This is a genomic window from Paenibacillus sp. FSL L8-0158, from assembly GCF_038592965.1.
GTDB classification, from domain to species: Bacteria; Bacillota; Bacilli; order Paenibacillales; family Paenibacillaceae; genus Paenibacillus; species Paenibacillus polymyxa_D.
The window spans coordinates 1048373-1068126 of sequence record NZ_CP151949.1 but is presented as its reverse complement, the minus strand read 5'-3'; the positions used below and the strand labels follow the sequence as shown (position 1 = coordinate 1068126).

The 19754-nt window shown below is 46.5% G+C and carries 17 protein-coding genes; 2 read left to right on the top strand and 15 right to left on the bottom strand.

What is annotated here, in order from left to right; translation table 11 throughout:
- Nucleotides 1-174: 174 nt before the first annotated feature.
- The 7 genes from NSQ68_RS04775 to NSQ68_RS04745 form a co-directional block, all read right to left on the bottom strand.
- Complete coding sequence (locus tag NSQ68_RS04775; protein WP_023987194.1) at nt 175-756, bottom strand: TerD family protein; 582 nt, start codon at nt 754-756, stop codon at nt 175-177.
- A 32-nt stretch (nt 757-788) separates the two neighbouring features.
- Entirely contained in the window at nt 789-1364 is a 576-nt protein-coding gene (locus NSQ68_RS04770) for a TerD family protein (RefSeq protein WP_025720839.1), read from the bottom strand.
- Between the two features lie 46 nt (nt 1365-1410).
- Nucleotides 1411-2004 (bottom strand): TerD family protein, encoded by a 594-nt coding sequence (locus NSQ68_RS04765; RefSeq protein ID WP_342428140.1) that lies wholly within the window; start codon nt 2002-2004, stop codon nt 1411-1413.
- Between the two features lie 28 nt (nt 2005-2032).
- Nucleotides 2033-2479, bottom strand: coding sequence for a tellurite resistance TerB family protein (locus NSQ68_RS04760; protein WP_013308968.1), 447 nt, complete (start codon nt 2477-2479; stop codon nt 2033-2035).
- 274 nt (nt 2480-2753) lie between these two features.
- The gene (locus NSQ68_RS04755; RefSeq protein ID WP_342428139.1) at nt 2754-3701 is read right to left on the bottom strand and encodes an ATP-grasp domain-containing protein; all 948 of its coding nucleotides are present in this window, start codon (nt 3699-3701) and stop codon (nt 2754-2756) included.
- A gap of 58 nt (nt 3702-3759) precedes the next feature.
- Entirely contained in the window at nt 3760-4026 is a 267-nt protein-coding gene (locus NSQ68_RS04750; protein WP_342429069.1) for a YcxB family protein, read from the bottom strand.
- Between the two features lie 585 nt (nt 4027-4611).
- Nucleotides 4612-5643 carry a WXG100 family type VII secretion target gene (locus tag NSQ68_RS04745; RefSeq protein WP_342428138.1) on the bottom strand — a complete coding sequence of 344 codons (1032 nt, stop codon included), beginning with the start codon at nt 5641-5643 and terminating at the stop codon, nt 4612-4614.
- Nucleotides 5644-5842: 199 nt separating this feature from the next.
- On the opposite strand from NSQ68_RS04745, the gene NSQ68_RS04740 reads away from it, so the two are divergent.
- Nucleotides 5843-6625: a Cof-type HAD-IIB family hydrolase gene (locus tag NSQ68_RS04740; RefSeq protein WP_342428137.1), complete on the top strand. Its 783-nt coding sequence runs from the start codon at nt 5843-5845 to the stop codon at nt 6623-6625.
- 89 nt (nt 6626-6714) lie between these two features.
- The gene (locus NSQ68_RS04735; RefSeq protein WP_029517571.1) at nt 6715-7503 is read left to right on the top strand and encodes a formate/nitrite transporter family protein; all 789 of its coding nucleotides are present in this window, start codon (nt 6715-6717) and stop codon (nt 7501-7503) included.
- A gap of 89 nt (nt 7504-7592) precedes the next feature.
- Here the strand turns inward: NSQ68_RS04735 and NSQ68_RS04730 are convergent, their stop codons facing one another.
- The 8 genes from NSQ68_RS04730 to NSQ68_RS04695 form a co-directional block, all read right to left on the bottom strand.
- On the bottom strand, nt 7593-7838 hold the full coding sequence (locus tag NSQ68_RS04730) for an HPr family phosphocarrier protein (protein WP_010347443.1): 246 nt from the start codon (nt 7836-7838) through the stop codon (nt 7593-7595).
- Between the two features lie 90 nt (nt 7839-7928).
- Nucleotides 7929-8765, bottom strand: coding sequence for a DL-endopeptidase inhibitor IseA family protein (locus tag NSQ68_RS04725; RefSeq protein ID WP_342428136.1), 837 nt, complete (start codon nt 8763-8765; stop codon nt 7929-7931).
- Nucleotides 8766-8876: 111 nt separating this feature from the next.
- The gene (locus NSQ68_RS04720) at nt 8877-9110 is read right to left on the bottom strand and encodes a hypothetical protein (RefSeq protein ID WP_039272563.1); all 234 of its coding nucleotides are present in this window, start codon (nt 9108-9110) and stop codon (nt 8877-8879) included.
- A 175-nt stretch (nt 9111-9285) separates the two neighbouring features.
- Nucleotides 9286-11082 (bottom strand): rhamnogalacturonan lyase, encoded by a 1797-nt coding sequence (locus tag NSQ68_RS04715; RefSeq protein WP_342429068.1) that lies wholly within the window; start codon nt 11080-11082, stop codon nt 9286-9288.
- Nucleotides 11083-11308: 226 nt separating this feature from the next.
- On the bottom strand, nt 11309-11866 hold the full coding sequence (locus NSQ68_RS04710) for an SLOG family protein (RefSeq protein ID WP_342428135.1): 558 nt from the start codon (nt 11864-11866) through the stop codon (nt 11309-11311).
- A gap of 210 nt (nt 11867-12076) precedes the next feature.
- Entirely contained in the window at nt 12077-12418 is a 342-nt protein-coding gene (locus NSQ68_RS04705) for an iron-sulfur cluster biosynthesis family protein (protein ID WP_342428134.1), read from the bottom strand.
- A 257-nt stretch (nt 12419-12675) separates the two neighbouring features.
- Nucleotides 12676-16728, bottom strand: coding sequence for an S-layer homology domain-containing protein (locus NSQ68_RS04700; protein ID WP_342428133.1), 4053 nt, complete (start codon nt 16726-16728; stop codon nt 12676-12678).
- Nucleotides 16725-19649, bottom strand: a complete 2925-nt coding sequence (locus NSQ68_RS04695) for an S-layer homology domain-containing protein (RefSeq protein ID WP_342428132.1) — start codon at nt 19647-19649, stop codon at nt 16725-16727. The genes NSQ68_RS04700 and NSQ68_RS04695 overlap by 4 nt, the downstream gene beginning before the upstream one ends.
- Between the last annotated feature and the right edge of the window lie 105 nt (nt 19650-19754).

Sequence of the window (19754 nt, the reverse complement as noted above, 5' to 3'; positions counted from 1 at the left end):
AGCATTTTGCATCATTCGATTCCCAACGCTCATAAGTACAATATATAGCCGAATTAAAGCGTTTCGATCTATATATTGCTGATTTGAAAACGCTCTTGGGAATTATGCAAAATGCTCAATGTAATAGCTTAAAAAGAAAGGGTAGCGCCCTATGGACACCACCCCAAGTGGATATTATTGAGCGTCCAAGCCATAGTTTTTAGCAAGCGCACCCAATCCACCAGCAAAGCCACTACCGATAGCCTGGAATTTCCAGTCTGCATTCTGACGGTAAAATTCACAGAATACGACGGCCGTTTCGGTGGAGAAATCTTCTCCCAAATCGTAGCGCAGTACTTCACGATCCGTTGCTGCATCTACCACACGTACAAAAGCATTGGACACTTGTCCAAAGTTTTGCGCGCGTGCCTCGTAATCATAAATGGTAACCGTGATCCCGATACGGTGGATGTTCGCAGGAATCTTCGAGAAATCAACGATGATTTGCTCGTCATCCCCATCGCCCTCACCTGTGCGGTTATCGCCTGTATGGGTAACCGATCCTGCTCCACCTGTCGGGTTGTTGTAAAATACAAAATCATCCGCAGCTTTGGCTTTACCGTCTTCATAAAGTAGGAAAGCCGAAGCATCCAGGTCAAAGTCCGCGCCACCACTATATTTATTCGTATCCCATCCAAGACCTACAACGACACGAGTCAAGCCAGGATTCGTTTTGGTCAGATCAATACGTTGTCCTTTGGAAAGGCTAATGGTCATTCCGCATACCTGCTTTCGTTGTATAGATTTTTTTATGCCAAACCGTAATCGCGCGTCAATCCTGCAAGACCATCTTGGTAGCCGCTACCAATGGCATTGAACTTCCACTCACCGCTATGACGATACAGTTCGCCTACAACAACGCCTGTTTCGATCGAGAAATCTTCTCCCAGATCAAAGCGGACCAATTCTTCATTGTTTGCTTCGTTTACGATACGAGCATAAGCACGGGACACTTGTCCAAAGTTTTGGCTGCGTTCTTGTGCTTCATAGATTGTAATCGTAAAAGCGATCTTTTCTACGTTAGCTGGCACGCTGCCCAGATCAATTTTAATTTGCTCGTCATCTCCGTCGCCATCACCTGTGCGGTTATCCCCTGTATGAACGACAGAACCGTTCTCATTTTGTGGGTTATTAAAAAAGACAAAGTTCTTATCGGATTCTACTTTACCTTCCGCATTAGCCAAAAATACGGATACGTCCAAGTCAAAATCTTTACCGCCATCGTATTTGTTTGTGTCCCAACCGAGACCAACCATAATTTTGGACAAACCTGGATTTGTTTTCGTCAAATCAATTTTTTGACCTTTGGATAAGTTAATTGCCATGAGTAAGAACCCCTTTTCACATTAAGTTTTGTATGAGTAACTAAAATTACATATAACGCTGAGCCAGCACATCAATATGTACGGCATGGGTTCCTTCACCAATTGCAGCAAACTTCCATTCGTTGTTATGACGATAGAGTTCTCCACATACCAGTGCGGTCAGCCCTTCATAATTATCAGATAAATTAAACGTCACCAGCTCCTTGGAATTAGCACCGTCCAGAATGCGGATATACGCCTTCTCGATCATGCCGAAATCCTGTTTCCGGTTTACGCAATCATATATATTCACAACAACAAGCACTTTGTCGACATTGGCAGGAATACGTGCCAGGTCAATCGCAATTTGTTCATCATCACCGTCGCCTTGTCCGGTCAGATTATCACCGGAATGAACGACTGAGCCGCATGGGCTTTTTTTATTATGGAAACACACTACGTTATCTGACTGAGTCAGTTTCCCGTTTACGTCCAGCAAAATGGCAGAAGCATCACAATCAATGTTCGGTTGCTTCTTGATGCCAAAAAATCCTTTGGACTGCACTGGGTCCCATCCCAATCCAGCTATAACCTTGGTTAGTCCTGTGTTGCCTTTGGTCAAATCAATTTTCTGGCCCTTGACCAGATTAATTACAGCCACTGATTAACACACCTCCCTTCCGTAAAATTTACAGACTAAATTCAGACGGATTCAAACCAAGCGCGCCACAAATTTCAGCCACAATTCGCTGTTCATTGGCATCAAAGTCACCGTCAGCTGCACCAATGGCACTACATACGCCAACAACGAGTCGGCCTACTTCAGGCTTGCCATTCAATTTACCAATCGCCTTCAGTGCTTCCTGTTTGCCGATTTGAGGTGAAAATTCAAAGTTCGCTACATAGTGATTGAAACGGTTGATGACCTCACCCATATCAAACACTTTCAATTCTTCACTGATATTTATGTATCCGGCCATTTTTGTTTTCTCTTCCGGACTAATCGTACCGTCAGCAAATGCTACTAATGCACAGCCTGCAACAACAGCTTCCATAAAATCTTTATTCTTAAACTTCTTAACTTGGTCTCCAAGTCCTTTTTTAGTTGTATTCAACCAATTTTTAAATGTACTCATGGTTACCTCCACAATTACGTATTTGAGTAAAATGCATCCTAGTTAATTTCTTCCTTTACTATAACCTGAATTACGATCTTTTTCTACAATAATATACAAAAATACGGTAAATACGATCTATTTATTATTGGTATCCTCTCTATCTTTAGCCCTATTTTCTACATAAAAGGCCCTCTTCTATCATCCATCATTTGGTACCCCAATTGCAAGTCTGTGGAATGGTAGAGTTGATAGAAAGGCACAGCCTTCCAATTCAACAGAAGCACTGTGCCTTTTACCATAATCCACGGTTCACCACCGCTTTTTTTAAATTTGTATAGAACGCTTCAAGATCCGTGTGCTCGGGCAGTCCCGAAACTTGCCCATCTCCCAATTCTATAATAATCCATTGTCCTGCTTGTGTACGAGCAATATCCATTGTGAAAAATGGACTTTGAATTTGACGTGCAATCTGAATAAATTCATCCAGATCTGTAGGAACGGTCTCATATGCGGCCTCATCCCAGTAATTAACCGTAAAAACAGGCTCTCCGAACATAAAAAAAAGACGATATTCTTTAGACAAGGGCATGCCACTTTTGGGGTGAGTCGTAAGAAATTCTAAAGGTACGAACTCCCTTAACACAATTCCTCCATTCAATTCTGTCCCCTGAAGTTCAACAAAACGACGAATCACCCGTTCCACATGCACCTGATCTGACGCATCCGGGATATAACAGGCGTCCAGCCAATCATGTTTACGTGATTTAACGAAATCCTTCACCATTATTGCTTTCGTTCCAAAAGGCATGACCGCCTCTCGAATATACTCCGCATCCAATTGGTCCCGCTCCAGCCATACACTCCGAGGCGTAAATTTTTGAATTAACGAGTATGAATCGGGAAAATAGTGACAGTTCCTATAACTCTCAGCACTTGTCAGCATCCTGATTCGATTTGCCTCCAAGGCTGCAGTCCAAGCATCATATACTTCGGGCCTTAACATCCATCCACGGTATAGCGCGTTCACGTACTCGCTTCCCTGTTTAGCAACATACTCTCGCATATTCTTAGAAACAATATATGGGTTAGACCCTGATCCTTCCCGTTCATCCTCATTCAGATTATCGAAATTGACCAACCCTGTATCAAAACCAAGACTCCGTGCAACCTCGCACTCTTTACGGTAATCCATATCTACACTTTTAGAATTCAGAGGATCGCTACAAAATAGAAGATACATATGAGTTCCTCCTTTTAACAAACGCATTAGGTTTTTATTTTATTCACCATAAATATAATTATTTTCTATTTAATTTGCTCATTTTGTCTATAAATTTATAATCCCATCTCTCTGATCCGATCTGAGTTATCAACAGTTCTTTAAATTGTCGGCGCTCCAGTCTACTAGAAAAAATCCGCTTGGGGACCAATATAAACTTATGATTAGGCAGCAATATATAAAAGGCAGTCAGCGTATTAATGACCCCCTTTACTTCATCCCAGTTGTAACCCGCAGAGTACGTAAAGTGAAGGCCCTCCTTTGAAAACTCATAATCTTTTTCAATAGGTCATTGTGGGTGATTTAGGTAGTTAGCTTTCACTTCTTTAATAGTAAAGAAAGGAATAATTACAAAAACTAAGAATGGAAAGAAGAACATCGCTATCGTATTAGGATCTACTTCATTATCTACTATAAGCTTGTATGTAGCCATAATGACCAACAGAAACTGGATTGATGCCATCAACTTAAGCCCAGTAGACTTCTGATACTTCAAACAAAAATTAAATAACATGATATCTTTCAATGTTAGCCTGTACGTGTACAGTAATGTCTCTGATTGTTGCATATAGTAACTCCTCTCCCTACCCTCTCAAAATAACACGACTACTAATGGATGTTTTTCATTTACTATTTCTCCCTCTAAAACTAGTACTTTAATCTTTTTCTAATATTCAATTAAATTACCTTGGATATGTATTCTATCTATTTAATATATCGGAATTCAGTAAAAAATGGTAAACAAAAAAATCCACAGACCTCTCCAGCTAGCGAGTTGACAGTTTCCACTGCCGCTCACCTGTTCCAGAAAAAAAGACTGTAGATTTTGTGGATACTCCTAAACACGTTATTATCGTTCACATCTCAAGATCTAGTTATAATCTTCCCAATAGCGATACTCCATTTCATTCTCACCTTTGGTGACGATGATCATATTCTCAATATGTCCGGTTTCTTTATTCGTTCGGTAGATCATGGTACGGGTTTCGCCCTCATCGGGTACGGAGAAAAGTACTTTGTCACTGAGCATGCCGCCACCAATGCCGACGACGTGTTCCCCCCAACCGGAGGCTGCACCAGTACCGATGCCCTGACCTGCCCCACTAACACCAGCCCCGCGCGACAAAATAAGACCTATTCCATATCCGGTGACGGTCTGGGCCGTTTTACCTAGAGCGTGCTCTCCGGCTGATTGGGTATGCTTTTGGACCCAGTAATCGTATTTATCCGTATTTTGCTCATAACTCACAACATTCCCTTTTTTATCTATAGATATATCCGTTTTGCTTCCGTCTTTACCTGTCAGTTCGGTGACGGCGACAAGGGAATCGGATGTGATCTTGGAGGTCTCTCCTGTATTGTAATCTGTACGGGTAACGGAGTCCTCATATTGCAGCTGTAGGACATTCATCTGGTCGTGAATCTTCTGCATAACCTGCTTGTCGCCGATGGCCTCGGCGTTTTTCAGTAGTTCCTCATATTGATGATATTTATCCGCGTCTGCCTGATCCCATTCGTCTATGTTTTTGGGCTGCTTGGCAATTTCACCACCATGATCTCCAGCCTCTCCACTGCCTGCCAGCGCTGCGCTAGCGCTCATTGCCGCTGCTAGGGCTGTCCAGAAGCCACGTGTGCTTTCACCATCCGCATTTCTAAACTTCGAAGCGATGCTTTTCAGCTCAATTTCAATGGATTGAACCTTATTTAATACAGAAGAAAGTGTATATTTAGCCGTACGATAGTCATTATAAAAACGATTCCTCTCCATACCATCCCACTGGCTGTGAAGGTGGTTCATTGTGCTATCCAGGCCATTTAACTGGTTATACAGTGTGCCGTGGGCATTGGCAAATTGGAGGGCCACGCTGTCCAGCTGCTCCGGTGTGACTTGGATTTTTGTCATGGTGATCACATCCCATCTATGAAAATAGGAGATAGAAATTATATTTTACAGTAAGCCTTATTTCATATTGTAAGCTATAGAGGTCGGACATTCATGAGGATTTATACGTATTTGTGTATTCAGAAGCAGTTCCTTTGATATAATGAATCCATATGAGTTCATTTCGACAAATACATTATTGAAAGTCAGGTGTAGGGACATGTCAGACAAAAAAATTATCTTTTTCGATATCGACGGTACATTGCTGGACGATGACAAGAAAATGCCGGTAACGGCAGAAAAGGCCGTCTTTGCTTTGAAAGAGCTGGGACATGAGGTGGCCATCGCAACAGGCCGTGCGCCTTTTATGTTCAAAGATATCCGCGAGCAGTTGGAAATTGACTCCTACGTCAGCTTTAATGGGCAATATGTCGTGCTCCGCGGGGAAGTGATCGCTACCAATCCATTGAACAGAGAAGCCTTGCAAGCGATGACCGATCTGGCCCTCACACATAATCATGCCCTTGTATATATGGATCATATGGACATGAAGGCCAATATTCCTAACGATGAGCTTGTAGAGAAATCGGTCCAAACGCTTAAGGCCAAGATTTCAGTTGGATACGATCCGCTCTATTTCCAAGGAAGAGATATTTATCAGACGCTGTTGATGTGTACAGCAGAAGAAGAGCCTTTCTATGAAACGGTATTCAAGGCGTTTGACTTTGTGCGCTGGCATCCGAGTTCTGTGGACGTTGTTCCTCATGCTGGCTCCAAAGCGAAGGGTATCCGCGAAATTACGTCCAGACTGGGCATTGCCGCTGAAAATCAATACGCCTTTGGCGATGGCTTAAATGATGTGGAGATGCTGACAGCTATACATAACAGCGTCGCGATGGGCAACGGCTGTGATGAAGCCAAAGCCGCAGCTAAAATGGTCACAAAACGCGCAGATGAAGACGGTATTTTGTACGGACTACAAAAGCTTGGTTTGTTAAGCTAACAGGATTGCTGATAGACTGGACATGTTTCGGGAAAAATAAAGTCTGTTTAAAGACTTACATATGAGAAAATAGGAGGTTGTCCTTAAATATGGAGACGGAAGGCTTACGCAATGTCGAACAGCTAGCCATGAAGAAGTATAAAATTTACAAGCAGAGCCTACTCCGGTATTTGGCACGTTCCATGCTGGCGAGTATGTTCATCGGGTTCGGCGTTATTGTAGCCTTCAAGACGGGCAACTTTTTTTACATGGAGCATTCTCCATTCACTTATCCCATGGCGGCTCTCACATTCGGAGCGGCTATCATTCTGATCGCTTACGGCGGTGGGGATTTGTTTACAGGTAACACCTTCTATTACACTTATGCTGCGCTCCGTAAAAAGCTGCGCTGGGGGCAGGTGCTTCGATTATGGGCTGCCAGCTATGGCGGTAATTTACTGGGTGCGGGGGTATTTGCACTCCTTATTTACTTGACCGGGCTGTTTGACTCCTCCAGCGTAAACAGCTTTCTACTGAGCGTGGTTGAGCATAAAATGGAAGCGCCTGCAATGCAGTTATTCTTCCGGGCTATTTTGTGTAATTGGCTGGTCTGTCTTGCCTTTTTTGTTCCCATGTTTATGAAGGAAAATGGCGCAAAGATGTTTGCCATGATGCTGTTTGTGTTCTGCTTTTTCATTTCGGGATATGAACATAGTGTGGCTAATATGTGTACTTTCGCCATTGCACTCGTGTTGGACCATCCGGGTACAGTTTCTGTCGCTGGCGTGATCCATAATCTCGTTCCGGTTACGCTCGGAAATCTGGTTGGCGGCGTGCTGCTTATGGGGGTTATGTACTATTCGGTGAATCTCCCGTTTTTGGACGAGAAAGAACACTAAAAAAAGAAGCCGTGGGACTTAGGTTCCACGGCTTCTTTGCGTTATTTTAGTAATAGATCATCCAGTGTTTACAAGTGCCTTCTTGCCTTTTATCCTTCTTGAGCAGGAAAATGGATAAACTCCTCCAACTCCTTGAACAGCTTCTTGGGATTAACATTGTCAGGTACAACCAGAGTTAGCGGCTCATCCAGCTTCAGCACGTACATGCCTAAAATGGATTTGGCATCTGCCATGCCGCTTTTGCCATGAATCCAGATGTCATACGTATAATTGGATACGATTTGATTGATTTTTTCAATATCCTTAACGTTTTTTACCTTGATGGGTGTCATCATTGCACAGCACTCCCCTGCATTGAATTGGGGCTTACGAAACAAGCCTTAACATCACTTTACCCCATATGAAGCCTGTTGCAAAATCTTAATTTAGAAAATGACATGCGGCGCGGAGCTGATTTTCCAGTAGCTGCCGACCTTTTCAAAATTCACGGTGATTTTCTCATTCGCCTGCTTGGCTTCTGCCGGATAAGGCACGGTCAGCAGGTAGCTGCGCTTCACCGGAGTCATGGTTACCATTTTCGCCGTAGCCCGGTTGAACTCTAACAAATTGCCACCATCTGCGTTCAACTGAGCTAATTTACCATTAACTTCGACGAAAAATTTACCAACAAATTGCTCACTGGCCTGCTTTGTGTAGGCCTGCGTCAGATAGCTGATCAATTTGGTCTTCGTGCCGATGTCCTCGGACAGATAGCGGTAGCTTTTACCGTTCAACTGGAACGACTTACCCACCGGGCTGCCACCACTGATCGCATATTGATAACGAGACTGCGCCTCCAGCACAAGCGGAACCGCACTCTCGTGGTTCAGCTTGTCCAGTTGCGTCGGTTTCACGTTGGTAGCCGCGGCTGCTGGCGCCGCAGTGGACGGCTGTTGCGGCTTAGACGGCTTCACAGTCGAAGGTACGATCGGAGCAGCCGCGGGTGCTACCGATGTAGATGGACGCTGTGCTGGTGCAGACGGAGCTACTGGTGTAGCGGCTTTGGCAGAACCTGCGGCTGCAGCCGGGGTCGAGCTTGCTGGAGCCGACGGCGCTTGCGCCGGGGCTGGAGTCGTAGCCGGGGCGGATGCGGCCGGACTAGCAACACTCGGTTGCGTCGCTTCCGCTGGAGCAGTCACGGCGGGCGCGGCAGCGGCGGCCTGTGCCACGCTCATAAGTGTGGCCGCAATGCATAGTGCGGATAGCTTCGTATTTAATTTCATACTTATATACACCTCCATAATCATATGTCTGCACAAATTGCAGACATTTCTATTATAATAATTTCGCTTCTCGATTGGGTTGCTAAATTGTTTCTATTTGCCTTTTTTTGTTCATTCTGCACGAAGTTTGTCCGTATTTGCCGGGGACGGTTGTTCTGACTGTTTCACTTGCTTTGCCTCCATCTCTTCCAAAGATAGCGACAGTTGCTTAACAGATCGGTCCAGCTCCTCTAATCTACGACTTAGGGTGACGAGGATATATTTTAAAAGAATCAGACTTAATGCAGCAGGGAATCCGACATTAGTTACGAGCTCGATCATGCCTTCAGTCGTTAAAGAACTCACAGATTCCGCCTCCTTTTTCATACATATATTCCATTGATAAGAACTAATGTTCCCATTTTCATGAAAATCATACGTTATCTTGCGGGCTATCATGACAAAAAGAGCTCCAATTAGCTTGGAGCCCTCTCTGTTTTTGTTCATTCTATTTGTTTTCAAACCACTGTCGAACGACATATCAAGGAGTATATATATTCGGCTGCTGGGGCTTGGACATCCCTTCTCCCAGATAAAACCCGGTGTGCGGCGGCTGATTATAAGCTACGTTCTGCCAGGCAATACTCAGGCGATATACTGGATCATGCATAAGCGTGTAGAATCGATGTTCTGACACGTATGGTGTTGTGTAGATACGCAGCGCCGAATTATCACTTTTACGCCAAATGACTTCCTCCCGCCAGTCACCGAACAGATCGGCCTGCAAGGACGGCGTTCCTTTAGTTCCGTTATTAGAACTCGTTCCTGTTGCCGTAAGCAAGTTGGAAGTAGTCGAGTTCGTATAGTTCCACTTGTCTATCTTTCCAGCGCTTGATGAGGTATGATCCAGCAGTTCACGGAGGAGATCCCCATCCCACCAGATGCCAAAATTAATGGAAGACGGTAGCGTGTTGGTGATGAGCTGCCCCTTGGCTGAACGCAACCCAATACCCGGTGCCCACTGCTCGTTCCCTTTGGTTCGCGGGTCAATGTCCGCTGACATGCCTCTTCCGGTATCCTTGCCTGTATTTACGCCCCATAAAATATTTCCATTACGCGGGTCGTACATAGCAGCTCCGTAGGTGGCATTTTTGTCCTCGTTCACCTTGAACACTTCATAGCCCGAACGGTCGGGGTCCAGATCGCCAACATGAAGTGCATCTCCATGTCCCATCCCGGTGTTAGCCAGCTTCGCTCCGTTATCGTCTACAACCAGCGAGCCATACACAATCTCGTCCTTATCATCGCCATCCACATCCGCCACGCTCAAGCTATGGTTTCCCTGTCCAGCCGTACCAGCATTGGTGGAGCTGTTGCTGTCAAAGGTCCAGCGTCGGCTCAGGTTACCATTCCGCCAATCATACGCGACCAGAACGGTGCGAGTGTAGTACCCACGTGCCATCACTATGCTGGGTCTCACGCCATCCAGATAAGCAACCCCGGCGAGAAAACGATCTACACGGTTACCATAATTATCTCCCCAGCTCGATACCGTTCCGCGTGGTGGCACATAGTCAATCGTACTAAGAGCCTTGCCTGTATCACCTGAGAACACAGTGAGAAACTCGGGACCTTTCAAAATATATCCACTCGTGTTTCGATGATCAGCCGAAGCGTCTTCAATCTTTACACCTGTACCATCTACCGTGCCGTCTGCTGTTTTACATACAATCTCTGCTTTGCCATCTCCATCAAAATCATAGACGAGAAATTGCGTGTAGTGGGCTCCAGCCCGTATGTTCTGTCCCAGGTCGATCCGCCATTTGCGTGTTCCATCCAGTTCGTAGCCATCCAAAAATACATTTCCCGTATAACCGGATTGCGAATTATCCTTGGCATTGGAAGGGTCCCATTTTAACACAATCTCATACTCGCCATCCCCATCGAGATCCCCTACGCTGGCATCATTGGCATGGTACGTGTAGTTCACATTATCCGGAGTTGTGCCTCCCGCGGGCTGCTGGATCGGAACATCCAGATAGTTGTTGTTCCATACCTTCACCGCAGGAGAAGCGGCCTGCTCTGCTCCATTGACCACGGCACGAACGGTATACGAAGATGAGGTCGAACCTGCCTTGTCCAAAAAGTTGGTTCTCGATGTAATCGGCGCATCATTCACCTTGCTTGTCCCTCTGTACAAATTAAAGCCGACCGAATCCGCTTCCGTGCCCAGCAAGCGCCAGCTCACCAGTACACCCTCAGGCACCTTAACAGCGACGGCTCCCCGGTTCAGCTTTTCCATTTGTCTCGTAGAGGCAGCAGAGACCTGGCTATCCATCGGGGTGACCACTCCACACAACATGACACCGAGACAGAGTAACGCAGTATACCGAAACCTTTTGTTCATCTGAATCATTAGCTCCTTTCATGGTTTGTATTTTCAATAAATTTATTTTATGTGACTGATAAGTTATTGTTGTTTAAATTTTATGATAGCGCTTACATATATGTAAAGGGACGAATACGTCCTTTTTGTTCAAAAATCCGGGCTAATGCTTTAAAAATCAGAGGTCCATGAATAATCGTTCTTCATCAGCAATGCTCTGGATATCCTCCGAGCTGATGCTGATATACTGATAGCCCTCTGCCTGTTGTTTTTTCAATGCAAGTTCCTTCATAAAACGTGGGCTGCCCTCTCCGGCATCCTCATCGTAAACAAGCAATAAACCGTCTGTTTTACGGAAAAGGAGTTCATCCCGTGCCTTGAGTTGCCATATTCCCTGATAAGGCTGACGGCTGACCACTCCCACATAGTCAACTTCGGCACAAATCTGCTGAAAATATTCCTTTTTGTCCTCCTTCCATTTCTCTTCCATATTTTGATAAGCCATCATAATAGAGCATTTTAGGTGGGGATATTGCTGTTTTAGTGCAGTAACGACCTCACAGGCCCACAAGTCCACCCCGTATTGACCAGGGGTAATCACCCATTCCAGCCCTTCTTCGATCAAGGGAATAAGCCTGCCTGCAAGCGCCTTTTTAATATATGGAATGCCTTCGTGCTTCTGACTGAAAATATTCAGCTCATGAGCACGATAGCCCGAAACGAGCAAGTTTTTCATCTTCTCAACGTCCTTCTCCGATTATCATAAAGGTTATTGTACCACTTCAGAGCAGGCCACTAAACACTTCATTTTTTGGAGGAACGAATGGAATATAACGCAAAAGACGAACCTCTTCCAATGGGGCTGGATCAGGTTCGTCTTTTGGAAACTTAGTGTTAATCAGAATTGCTTTTTTGGTGCTTAATGAATTCCTATTACCTCCGCGTATCACTCCTCGGACGAGTTCACGCGCCGATCTTGAATTCTAACATTGTTACTAAATATACCGGCATCACTACTTAGCTTGAACGACGGGTAACTAGGGTCTGCCTCAAGCCGCATTCTGCTATCGAACTGCTGCTCCTGCTGCTGATCTACCCAAAAAGAATAAGGCTCAGACTGTACTGCTTTATCAGTTGCATTGGGCGCGGTGACAACCAAGATAACAAGTACACCGTTGCATCCGCAATCTTCTGTATCATAAAACAACTTGAACATCCCCGGTCGTCCTGAAAGGGCCATTTCTAGCCTTTCAACGGATAAGGAATCCAATTCCAAATGTATGCTCATGAGATGAATCCTCTCCTTTGTGAGTGAAGTGTGTGGAACCGTCAGCCCAAAAAGACTAAATTTAAACTATATGTACATTATAGTCATGTTTTTGTATATGTCTATGTGACTGCACTCACTGCTATAAATGATCCCTTTTATCATTACCTCTTTGTTGATACATAAAAAGGTGTAACCCTCCATAGTTGATGGGTTACACCTTTTTAAGAATTCATGACCTGTCTTCAAAAAACAGCGATCGCAGACAAACATACCGTTTATGGTGTATGAATGCCGACAAATTGAAAGCTCCCTTTCGGGAACGCATTCCACTCATCTGGCTGATTATAGGCAGACGATCCGTAGGATATTCCTGGCTTGCGGACGAACGTTCCTCCTTGTGGAGTAAACTGTTCATGTGAATTTGGATTTCCTAATACATCCACCACTTGTCCTTGGTATTTTAAAACGTATGCAACAGTGTTAAATTCGTTCGGGTTGTAGAAATCGCCCTCATCATTGAAATACCAAGCATTCGTAATATCCATGAAATCATAAAAGATAGTGTCGATGATTATATATGGCATGGCAGGATAAACCGGATTAATCGGTAGAGTGGTAACTTTCATTTGGTTTGTTTTCTTCATCCATTGATGAAACTCCAGTGAATAACCGTCTGCCCGGTGGGAAGGATCTCCATTCCCGTTATAATGCAATTGCAAAACAATTCTTCCATCCCCGCCATCCACATATTGCGAGAAATATACAGCAGGCGCTTGCTGTGGTTCCTGTTGGACCTGAAACACGACAGCTCTTCCATCCGCTCCTACCACCCATACCAGTAAAGGTTCGGGGGAAAGGGGAATGGAGGTGCCCATGAGTTCTACAGGACCGATGAATGTCGATGATGGCGTTCCTCTATATACCAGGAATTTAGATTGTCCTGGGAAATAACTGGACAGATCCACGGTTCTGTGCGGCAAGCCGTATTTAACCCCTATCGGAGTGATCCCCCCGGAAACCAGTTCGGCATTGCGTGTATTCAACGTGTATTGCACAGAACCCCCCCGACCATCCGTGGCTGTAATGGTAATAGCGGCAAGACCGCTACCTGTTCCAGAAGCCACCGTTAAGATACTGCCATTAATTGATGCACTCACCAACGTCGGATCACTGGAGCTGACCGTAAACTGAAGCACATCTCCATCCTCATCGCTGAACAGCTGCTGCAAATCATAATCTCTTTGCTGTGTAACTCCGGGAGTCAATACCTGCTCGTTTATAGCCGCTATGACTTGAGGAGCTTGATTTAGCTGAGGCATGCTGACGGTAACCGGGAACGTCGCTCCCTCTGCACGTCCGTACTGATCATACACACTGAGTGTTACACTCGTGGTCCCTACACTCACTGGGTTTAACTGTAGTTTCTGACCATTCATATGGGCCGTAGCAATTCCTGGATCATACGTGTCTGCTGTCACTGACAGGGATGCTAGATCCCAGTTCAATAGGAACGGTGAGAGATCCAGTTCTGATGCAGCATCTCCCAATTGAAGCAACTGCTCAGGGATCGCTGTAATAGCCGCATTTTCCAATAGATGAACCTGTAGGTCTGTGCTAATCTCTCCGCCTCTATCGTCTTTAGCCGTGATGGTAATCACGGTATTGCCGCTAGTCAGCCCATGAATGACAAGCTGATCATTTTGAACTGTAGCATCTGCCACGGCTGGATCAGACGCACTGATCTCATAACGAATCGGATCATGATCCGGGTCAGCAAAGATGGTGGACAGATCCACGGTTCCGTCAGCCTTGCCTAAAATCAGATGTACAGCGTCTGGTGCACGGGTTACTACCGGGCTACTGTTAGGTATGGGCAAAACCGTTACAATCAAGGCAACTGTATCTGTTCCACCCTTGCTGTCGTCTGCCGTCAAGGTAATACTTACACTCCCCGCTTGCAGCGACTGCAAAGAAAGCTGATCTTTCATTATGGTAGTCTGCACGATGGTAGCATCCGTACTGATCGCTGTGAACACCAGTGGGTCGCCATCTGCATCCGTAAATATCGTGGAAAGATCCAGTGTCATATCCGGCTGACCCAATGTGACGGTTAACGGCTGAGGGGCTTGTCCATGCGGAGCATGATTAGGAGCGCCCTGAACTGTTAGCTTGAAATCAATCTGCTTTTGGCCTGTACTGCCATCTTCTCCTTGCTGTCCGTCATTGGCAGTGACATGAACGCTCGTACTGCCCGCTCGAAGCGGACTCAGACGCAATTCATCCTCCGCAAGCACCACCGATGCTACAGCAGGATCATCAACCGTAACCTGATACGTTAAGCTTGCATTTTCCGGGTCCTGAACATAATCATTCAAATGCAGTACCGAGTCAGATTGTCCCACAGTAAGCGCCTGATCTGGTATACCTGCAGATACTGGCTGGCCATTCACGGTGATTTTGAAGGTAGACGACACCCTTTTTCCCCGTCCATCATTAGCCGATACACTGATGGATGCTTTTCCGACACTGACTGGCGTAAGCTTTAATATATTGCCCGATACGGACGCCCGTACGATGCCGGATTGAAGAGAAGCTGCCGAAAAGGTCAAGGTATCCCCATCAGGATCGGTAAAGAATTGGCGTAAATCGTACAACTGTTCACCAGCGCCTTCTGTAATTACACGTTCTACTGAAGCATTCACGACTTCCGGTGAACGGTTAGCGCTGCTGGATGAACTGGATGAGCTTCCAGAAGATGAGGACGTACCTGTTACACTTGCTGAAGCTAGACCCGTAACAGCGTTGGAAGCTACTCCGGTACCCAGTGTGACCGCAGATACCTGTACATTTCCACTCACATTGACCCTAGTTGCCGGATTGCTGACTTGAATATTTTCAATATTGCCTGTAGTTTTCAATTCCAAGGCACCCGTCCCTGTGACGGTCAACTGCTGGATTGTGCTAGTACCTGTCATTTCGACGGACTGGCTACCAGTTACCTGAACGGTCTGAACCGTTCCCTGAAGATTGACTTTGTTCGCCCCTTCATTAACATTCAGCTGCGGCAAGGAAGCATCCGCGCCAACCTCAATGCTTGCGCTGGATTGCACGTTCATGACTGTCGCGCTTGTGGTACCACTGAAGACAACGTGAACTTCCGGCTTTGTGACATCCATTTGTGTCAACGTTGAGCTATCAAATACAACTGTATTGTTATCTCCGCCATTAATATGGGTCTGTCCCTGCACCTGTACATCCTGTGCATAAAAATCCTGCTGTACTCGGGCATCCACCGTTAACTGCTGTTCCACATTCAAATGCAGTACGGATGTAAAATCGCCAGCGATCACCAAATCCCCGTTCAGCGTGGAGCCGTGTCCGTCCAGCACAATGTTGCCACTGAACTCCGCTTCGCCGTCACGAGCCGAAGACCCGCTGCTGCGAAGCTCCAGCCAAGTAACCTTGTCCACCGTCCGGCCTGTGGCATGGAAACGAATGCCCGCGTTGCGCAGCGTGGTCTGATTATCCGCGTGAAAAATGCCGCGCAGCGGCTCTGCCACGTCATACGCGATGCCATTGATCCGTATCTGCTTGCCGTCCATTTCCTCGAGCTGCGAAGCACGCTCCTGTGGAAATAAAGCAGATACGAGCAGGCTGGCCGCATCTACGCGGCTTACCGAGTCTTTGGCGTGTAGATTTCCGCCAAATTCACTCATCAGCCCGTTATTCAGCGCCGCCCGAATCATCGGGGCCGCCCACGGGCTGGCATCCTTCCACGCCGTCGGCAGCGTCTGTGCCGACAGCGAGTCGGTTGTGCTGGCGGGCGTGCCCGCAGACGTCCCCGTCCCAGCAGACCTGACCAACAGCGCGACCAGTTCCTGGGCGCTGATCAGGTCATTCGGACGGAAGCGTCCGTTGGCGTCGCCCTGCATCAGCCCGGCCTTACGGGCTGCCTCTATAGCCGGGCGCCCCCAACTATCGGCGGGCACGTCCGTGAAGGAGGCAGCGCCGTCCAAGTTGCCCGTCGGAAGCTGCAACGCTTTGACCAGCAGTGCGGCTAGCTCCTGACGTGTGAGCTTCTGCTCAGGTCTGAGCGTTCCGGCGGGGTCGCCTTGGATAATCCCGAGTTCACGGGCTTTTTGCAGTTGTTCCAATTGCTGTGTTGTAAGCTGCTGTACGTCCGTCCAGGTGGCAGTATTGTTCCCTGTCGGCCCATTGGATACGGAAGCCGTATCTATCACGGTAGCTTGCTCTGCTCCGGCAGGAAGCGAAGGGGTCAGCAGCAGCAAGGCAGCTGCCAGCTGAGCGGTTAACTTCTTATTTTTCATGGTGCCATTCTCTCCCTACCGATAAAGTCTCCTAGATTAACAGGGTAGTTCGTCCCCTCAACATTCCATTCGCCAGCCTGATATGGATCTGTATTACCAATGACCGTACCACTGTTCCGTCCCAAGGCCTGCCCTTGACCAATAACTGCGATATCAATGAGCACGTTGTTGTAGTACAACTTAAGCGTAACGGGTTCCGAATTGTTATTTTGTAACTGCAGGAAGGTATAATACCAATCTTCCGATCCGAACGAACTCAAATCATTCGCAATCACAAAGGTTTGCCCAGGCATAATTACATCTCCGTCATTGGCATTTATGATAATCGGGTCTGGTTGGTCGGATCGCTCAATCCATATTCTATTTTTCTCCAACGGTCTGTTGGTCGGATTGTACAATTCAATCGCCTGGTCCAGATAATCCGGTTCGCCTTGCCACACGACTTCGGAAATGAACAAATCTCTTTTCTCAACAATCACTGGAATCGTAAAAGATGTCGTTTCACCACGATTATCATTTGCTGTCATCGTAAGGAACGTCACACCATTACGCAACGGTTGTATGAAAAGTGCAGTCCCTTCTACCTGCCCCCCTGCCACCAATGGATCAGAAGACACTACAGTATAGGTCAGCGTGTCTCCATCCTCATCAGAGAACATATCATTCAGCTGCAATATTTGCTGACCATCTCCTGGGTCCAAATATTGAGGTTCAGGCACACGGGTCACTACCGGACGATGATTTACGGGTTGAGGAGCTTCAACTTGGAGCATAAATGAAGTGAAAGAAACGCCCCCACGGCCATCATTTGCCGTAATTCCAATCATCGTAATACCGGCATTATGCAGTGATACAAATGAATCTTCTCCATTCTCCACCACACTGCCTACTTGGGGATTGGAGGAAGTGAGGGTATACGTCAAGGTGTCGCCATCCTGGTCCATAAATAACGAACCTGGATACAGCATCAGCTTGTCCTGTAACACATTAGTTACTACGATAGGTAAATGAGGCAAAGCCACAGGTATGTGATTCTCAGGCTGCGGATCAGGCAAAGGCGCATTCACCATAGCAGCAAACTGAATCGAGGCTGTGCCTCCTTTGCCGTCACGGGCTGTTATCGTCATTAGACTAATGCCGGCTTGAAGCGGCGTAAGCATAAGCTGATCGCCTGTAACTTCTCCTGTGGCCACTTCTGGCGAAGCCGATTCCACCGCGTAGGTCAGTGCATCGCCATCCTCATCATTAAACAAGTCAGACAGACTAATCTGCTTGCCACCTTCGTTTAAGAGCAAAGGAATGTCATTAAGGCTGTTGCTCGCGACAGGACTGTGATTAATGTCCTCCTCATAAGTAGAGCTGGTCACTGTATAGTTGAAAAACACGCTCGCTTTACCGCCTTTTCCATCCTCTGCCGTAACAAATACCTGCGTGCTTCCTACTGATTTAGGTTTTAGTGTAAGCTGTTGATTTGCCATTTCTGCTTCTGCTACGTATACATCCGAAGTGACCGCATGATACGACAACTCATCCTGATCGGCATCGAAAAATACATTTTTCAAATCCACTAGCGTATCTCCGGAACCCACAATGGCATATTGATCGGAAGGAACTATAGCTGAGACAGGTACATGATTAGGTGTTGGCGTTGGATTCGTTGTAGAACTGCCACCGCCACCACCGGATGAACTTTTTTTAGTGCTTGTTGAGGATGTATCCGAAGATGCATCCAACGTGGTATCACGTATAATTTGAGTCTCTGTTCCCCGCTCCGCAAGACGGGTCTGTACAGTCTGTATCCCATTGGCAAGACGTACCTGTGTGTCGGCAAAATTCAGTTTAAGCTGCTGCCATACACCACTTCCCTGGATCTGAATAGGCTCATGCGTATCCACGATCATTTCGTTTACGTCTGCATGAATTTCTACATTTTTGGCGCCCTGCATCAAGGTTACCTGAGGTAACGTATCTCCTTGAATTCGCACAAAATCCGCTGCAATAGCTAACTTGCCTTTAAATTCTGACCCTTTGCTATACAAAGTCACCGGATGTTGGGCTGTACCACTTTGCACAATTTGAAGCGCCGACAGATCAGCTACGTTTCGGTTCGATGCCTGATAGGTCAGGGTAGCCCCTTGAAGCGCCGGCACATTGTCCGCTCCGAACAGTTGCTTCAATTGCTGGCCGATCAAATAGGGCTTTCCATCCATATAAGCGATATCCCCGTCGATACGAGAAAGGATTCCCGTCCGTTCACCCGATTGGAACACATTCACCAGAAAGGCTGCGATATCTTGACGTTTTACCTGTACTTTAGAGTCAAACCGATTATCCGGCGTATCCATTAATCCCAGTTTGAGAGCTGCTTCTACGTTGTTTTTGGCCCATGAACTCACCTGATCCCCATCAGAAATGTCTTGAACATCTCCGCCTTGAACATGGGTTCCTCCAATCGCTCTCACCAGAATGGCTGCTAATTCCTCACGGCTCACCGCAGCATTCGGGCGGAAAGCACCTGATTCATCTCCGGTCATTAGACCTGCCGCACGTACAGCTTCTATATAAGAAGCGGCCCAACTCCCCTGCGTATCCTTAAAAGTTACTGCTTTCTCCGTTGCGTCAAGCTTAAGTGCATTAGCCAGCAAAGCTGCCATTTCCTTGCGCGTTAACGGTTGATCTGGACGGAAGGAACCATCTGGATAACCCGTGATCAGTCCTTGCTTCACAGCCTCCTGTACCGCCTGTAATGCCTGGGATGACATAGTGGATTGATCTGTAAAAGATACTGTACTGGCTTTAGTCACAATCGCAGACGTCTCCCCTTTCGTTTCCGCATGAACAAGCTGGGGCCCCCATGCCATACCTGCCAGCAACGTTACCATCAGCACTTTTTGCCATTCTTTATTTGTTTCTTGATTCATCAGACTCTCCCCCGTAAACGGTTCATTCTTGTTATTAGTGAAAAGATCTTATCATCCGCCTCTGAACCAATTCTGAACAATATTAAAATTTTATTTTTTTCTCAG

What these genes read in the sequence shown, in the direction of transcription:
- NSQ68_RS04775 (WP_023987194.1), bottom strand. Translation starts at nt 756, where the DNA reads ATGACCATTAGCCTTTCCAAAGGACAACGTATTGATCTGACCAAAACG.
- NSQ68_RS04770 (WP_025720839.1), bottom strand. Translation starts at nt 1,364, where the DNA reads ATGGCAATTAACTTATCCAAAGGTCAAAAAATTGATTTGACGAAAACA.
- NSQ68_RS04760 (WP_013308968.1), bottom strand. Translation starts at nt 2,479, where the DNA reads ATGAGTACATTTAAAAATTGGTTGAATACAACTAAAAAAGGACTTGGA.
- NSQ68_RS04755 (WP_342428139.1), bottom strand. Translation starts at nt 3,701, where the DNA reads ATGTATCTTCTATTTTGTAGCGATCCTCTGAATTCTAAAAGTGTAGAT.
- NSQ68_RS04745 (WP_342428138.1), bottom strand. Translation starts at nt 5,643, where the DNA reads ATGACAAAAATCCAAGTCACACCGGAGCAGCTGGACAGCGTGGCCCTC.
- NSQ68_RS04740 (WP_342428137.1), top strand. Translation starts at nt 5,843, where the DNA reads ATGTCAGACAAAAAAATTATCTTTTTCGATATCGACGGTACATTGCTG.
- NSQ68_RS04735 (WP_029517571.1), top strand. Translation starts at nt 6,715, where the DNA reads ATGGAGACGGAAGGCTTACGCAATGTCGAACAGCTAGCCATGAAGAAG.
- NSQ68_RS04730 (WP_010347443.1), bottom strand. Translation starts at nt 7,838, where the DNA reads ATGATGACACCCATCAAGGTAAAAAACGTTAAGGATATTGAAAAAATC.
- NSQ68_RS04725 (WP_342428136.1), bottom strand. Translation starts at nt 8,765, where the DNA reads ATGAAATTAAATACGAAGCTATCCGCACTATGCATTGCGGCCACACTT.
- NSQ68_RS04715 (WP_342429068.1), bottom strand. Translation starts at nt 11,082, where the DNA reads ATGGATAGCCAGGTCTCTGCTGCCTCTACGAGACAAATGGAAAAGCTG.
- NSQ68_RS04710 (WP_342428135.1), bottom strand. Translation starts at nt 11,866, where the DNA reads ATGAAAAACTTGCTCGTTTCGGGCTATCGTGCTCATGAGCTGAATATT.
- NSQ68_RS04705 (WP_342428134.1), bottom strand. Translation starts at nt 12,418, where the DNA reads ATGAGCATACATTTGGAATTGGATTCCTTATCCGTTGAAAGGCTAGAA.
- NSQ68_RS04700 (WP_342428133.1), bottom strand. Translation starts at nt 16,728, where the DNA reads ATGAAAAATAAGAAGTTAACCGCTCAGCTGGCAGCTGCCTTGCTGCTG.
- NSQ68_RS04695 (WP_342428132.1), bottom strand. Translation starts at nt 19,649, where the DNA reads ATGAATCAAGAAACAAATAAAGAATGGCAAAAAGTGCTGATGGTAACG.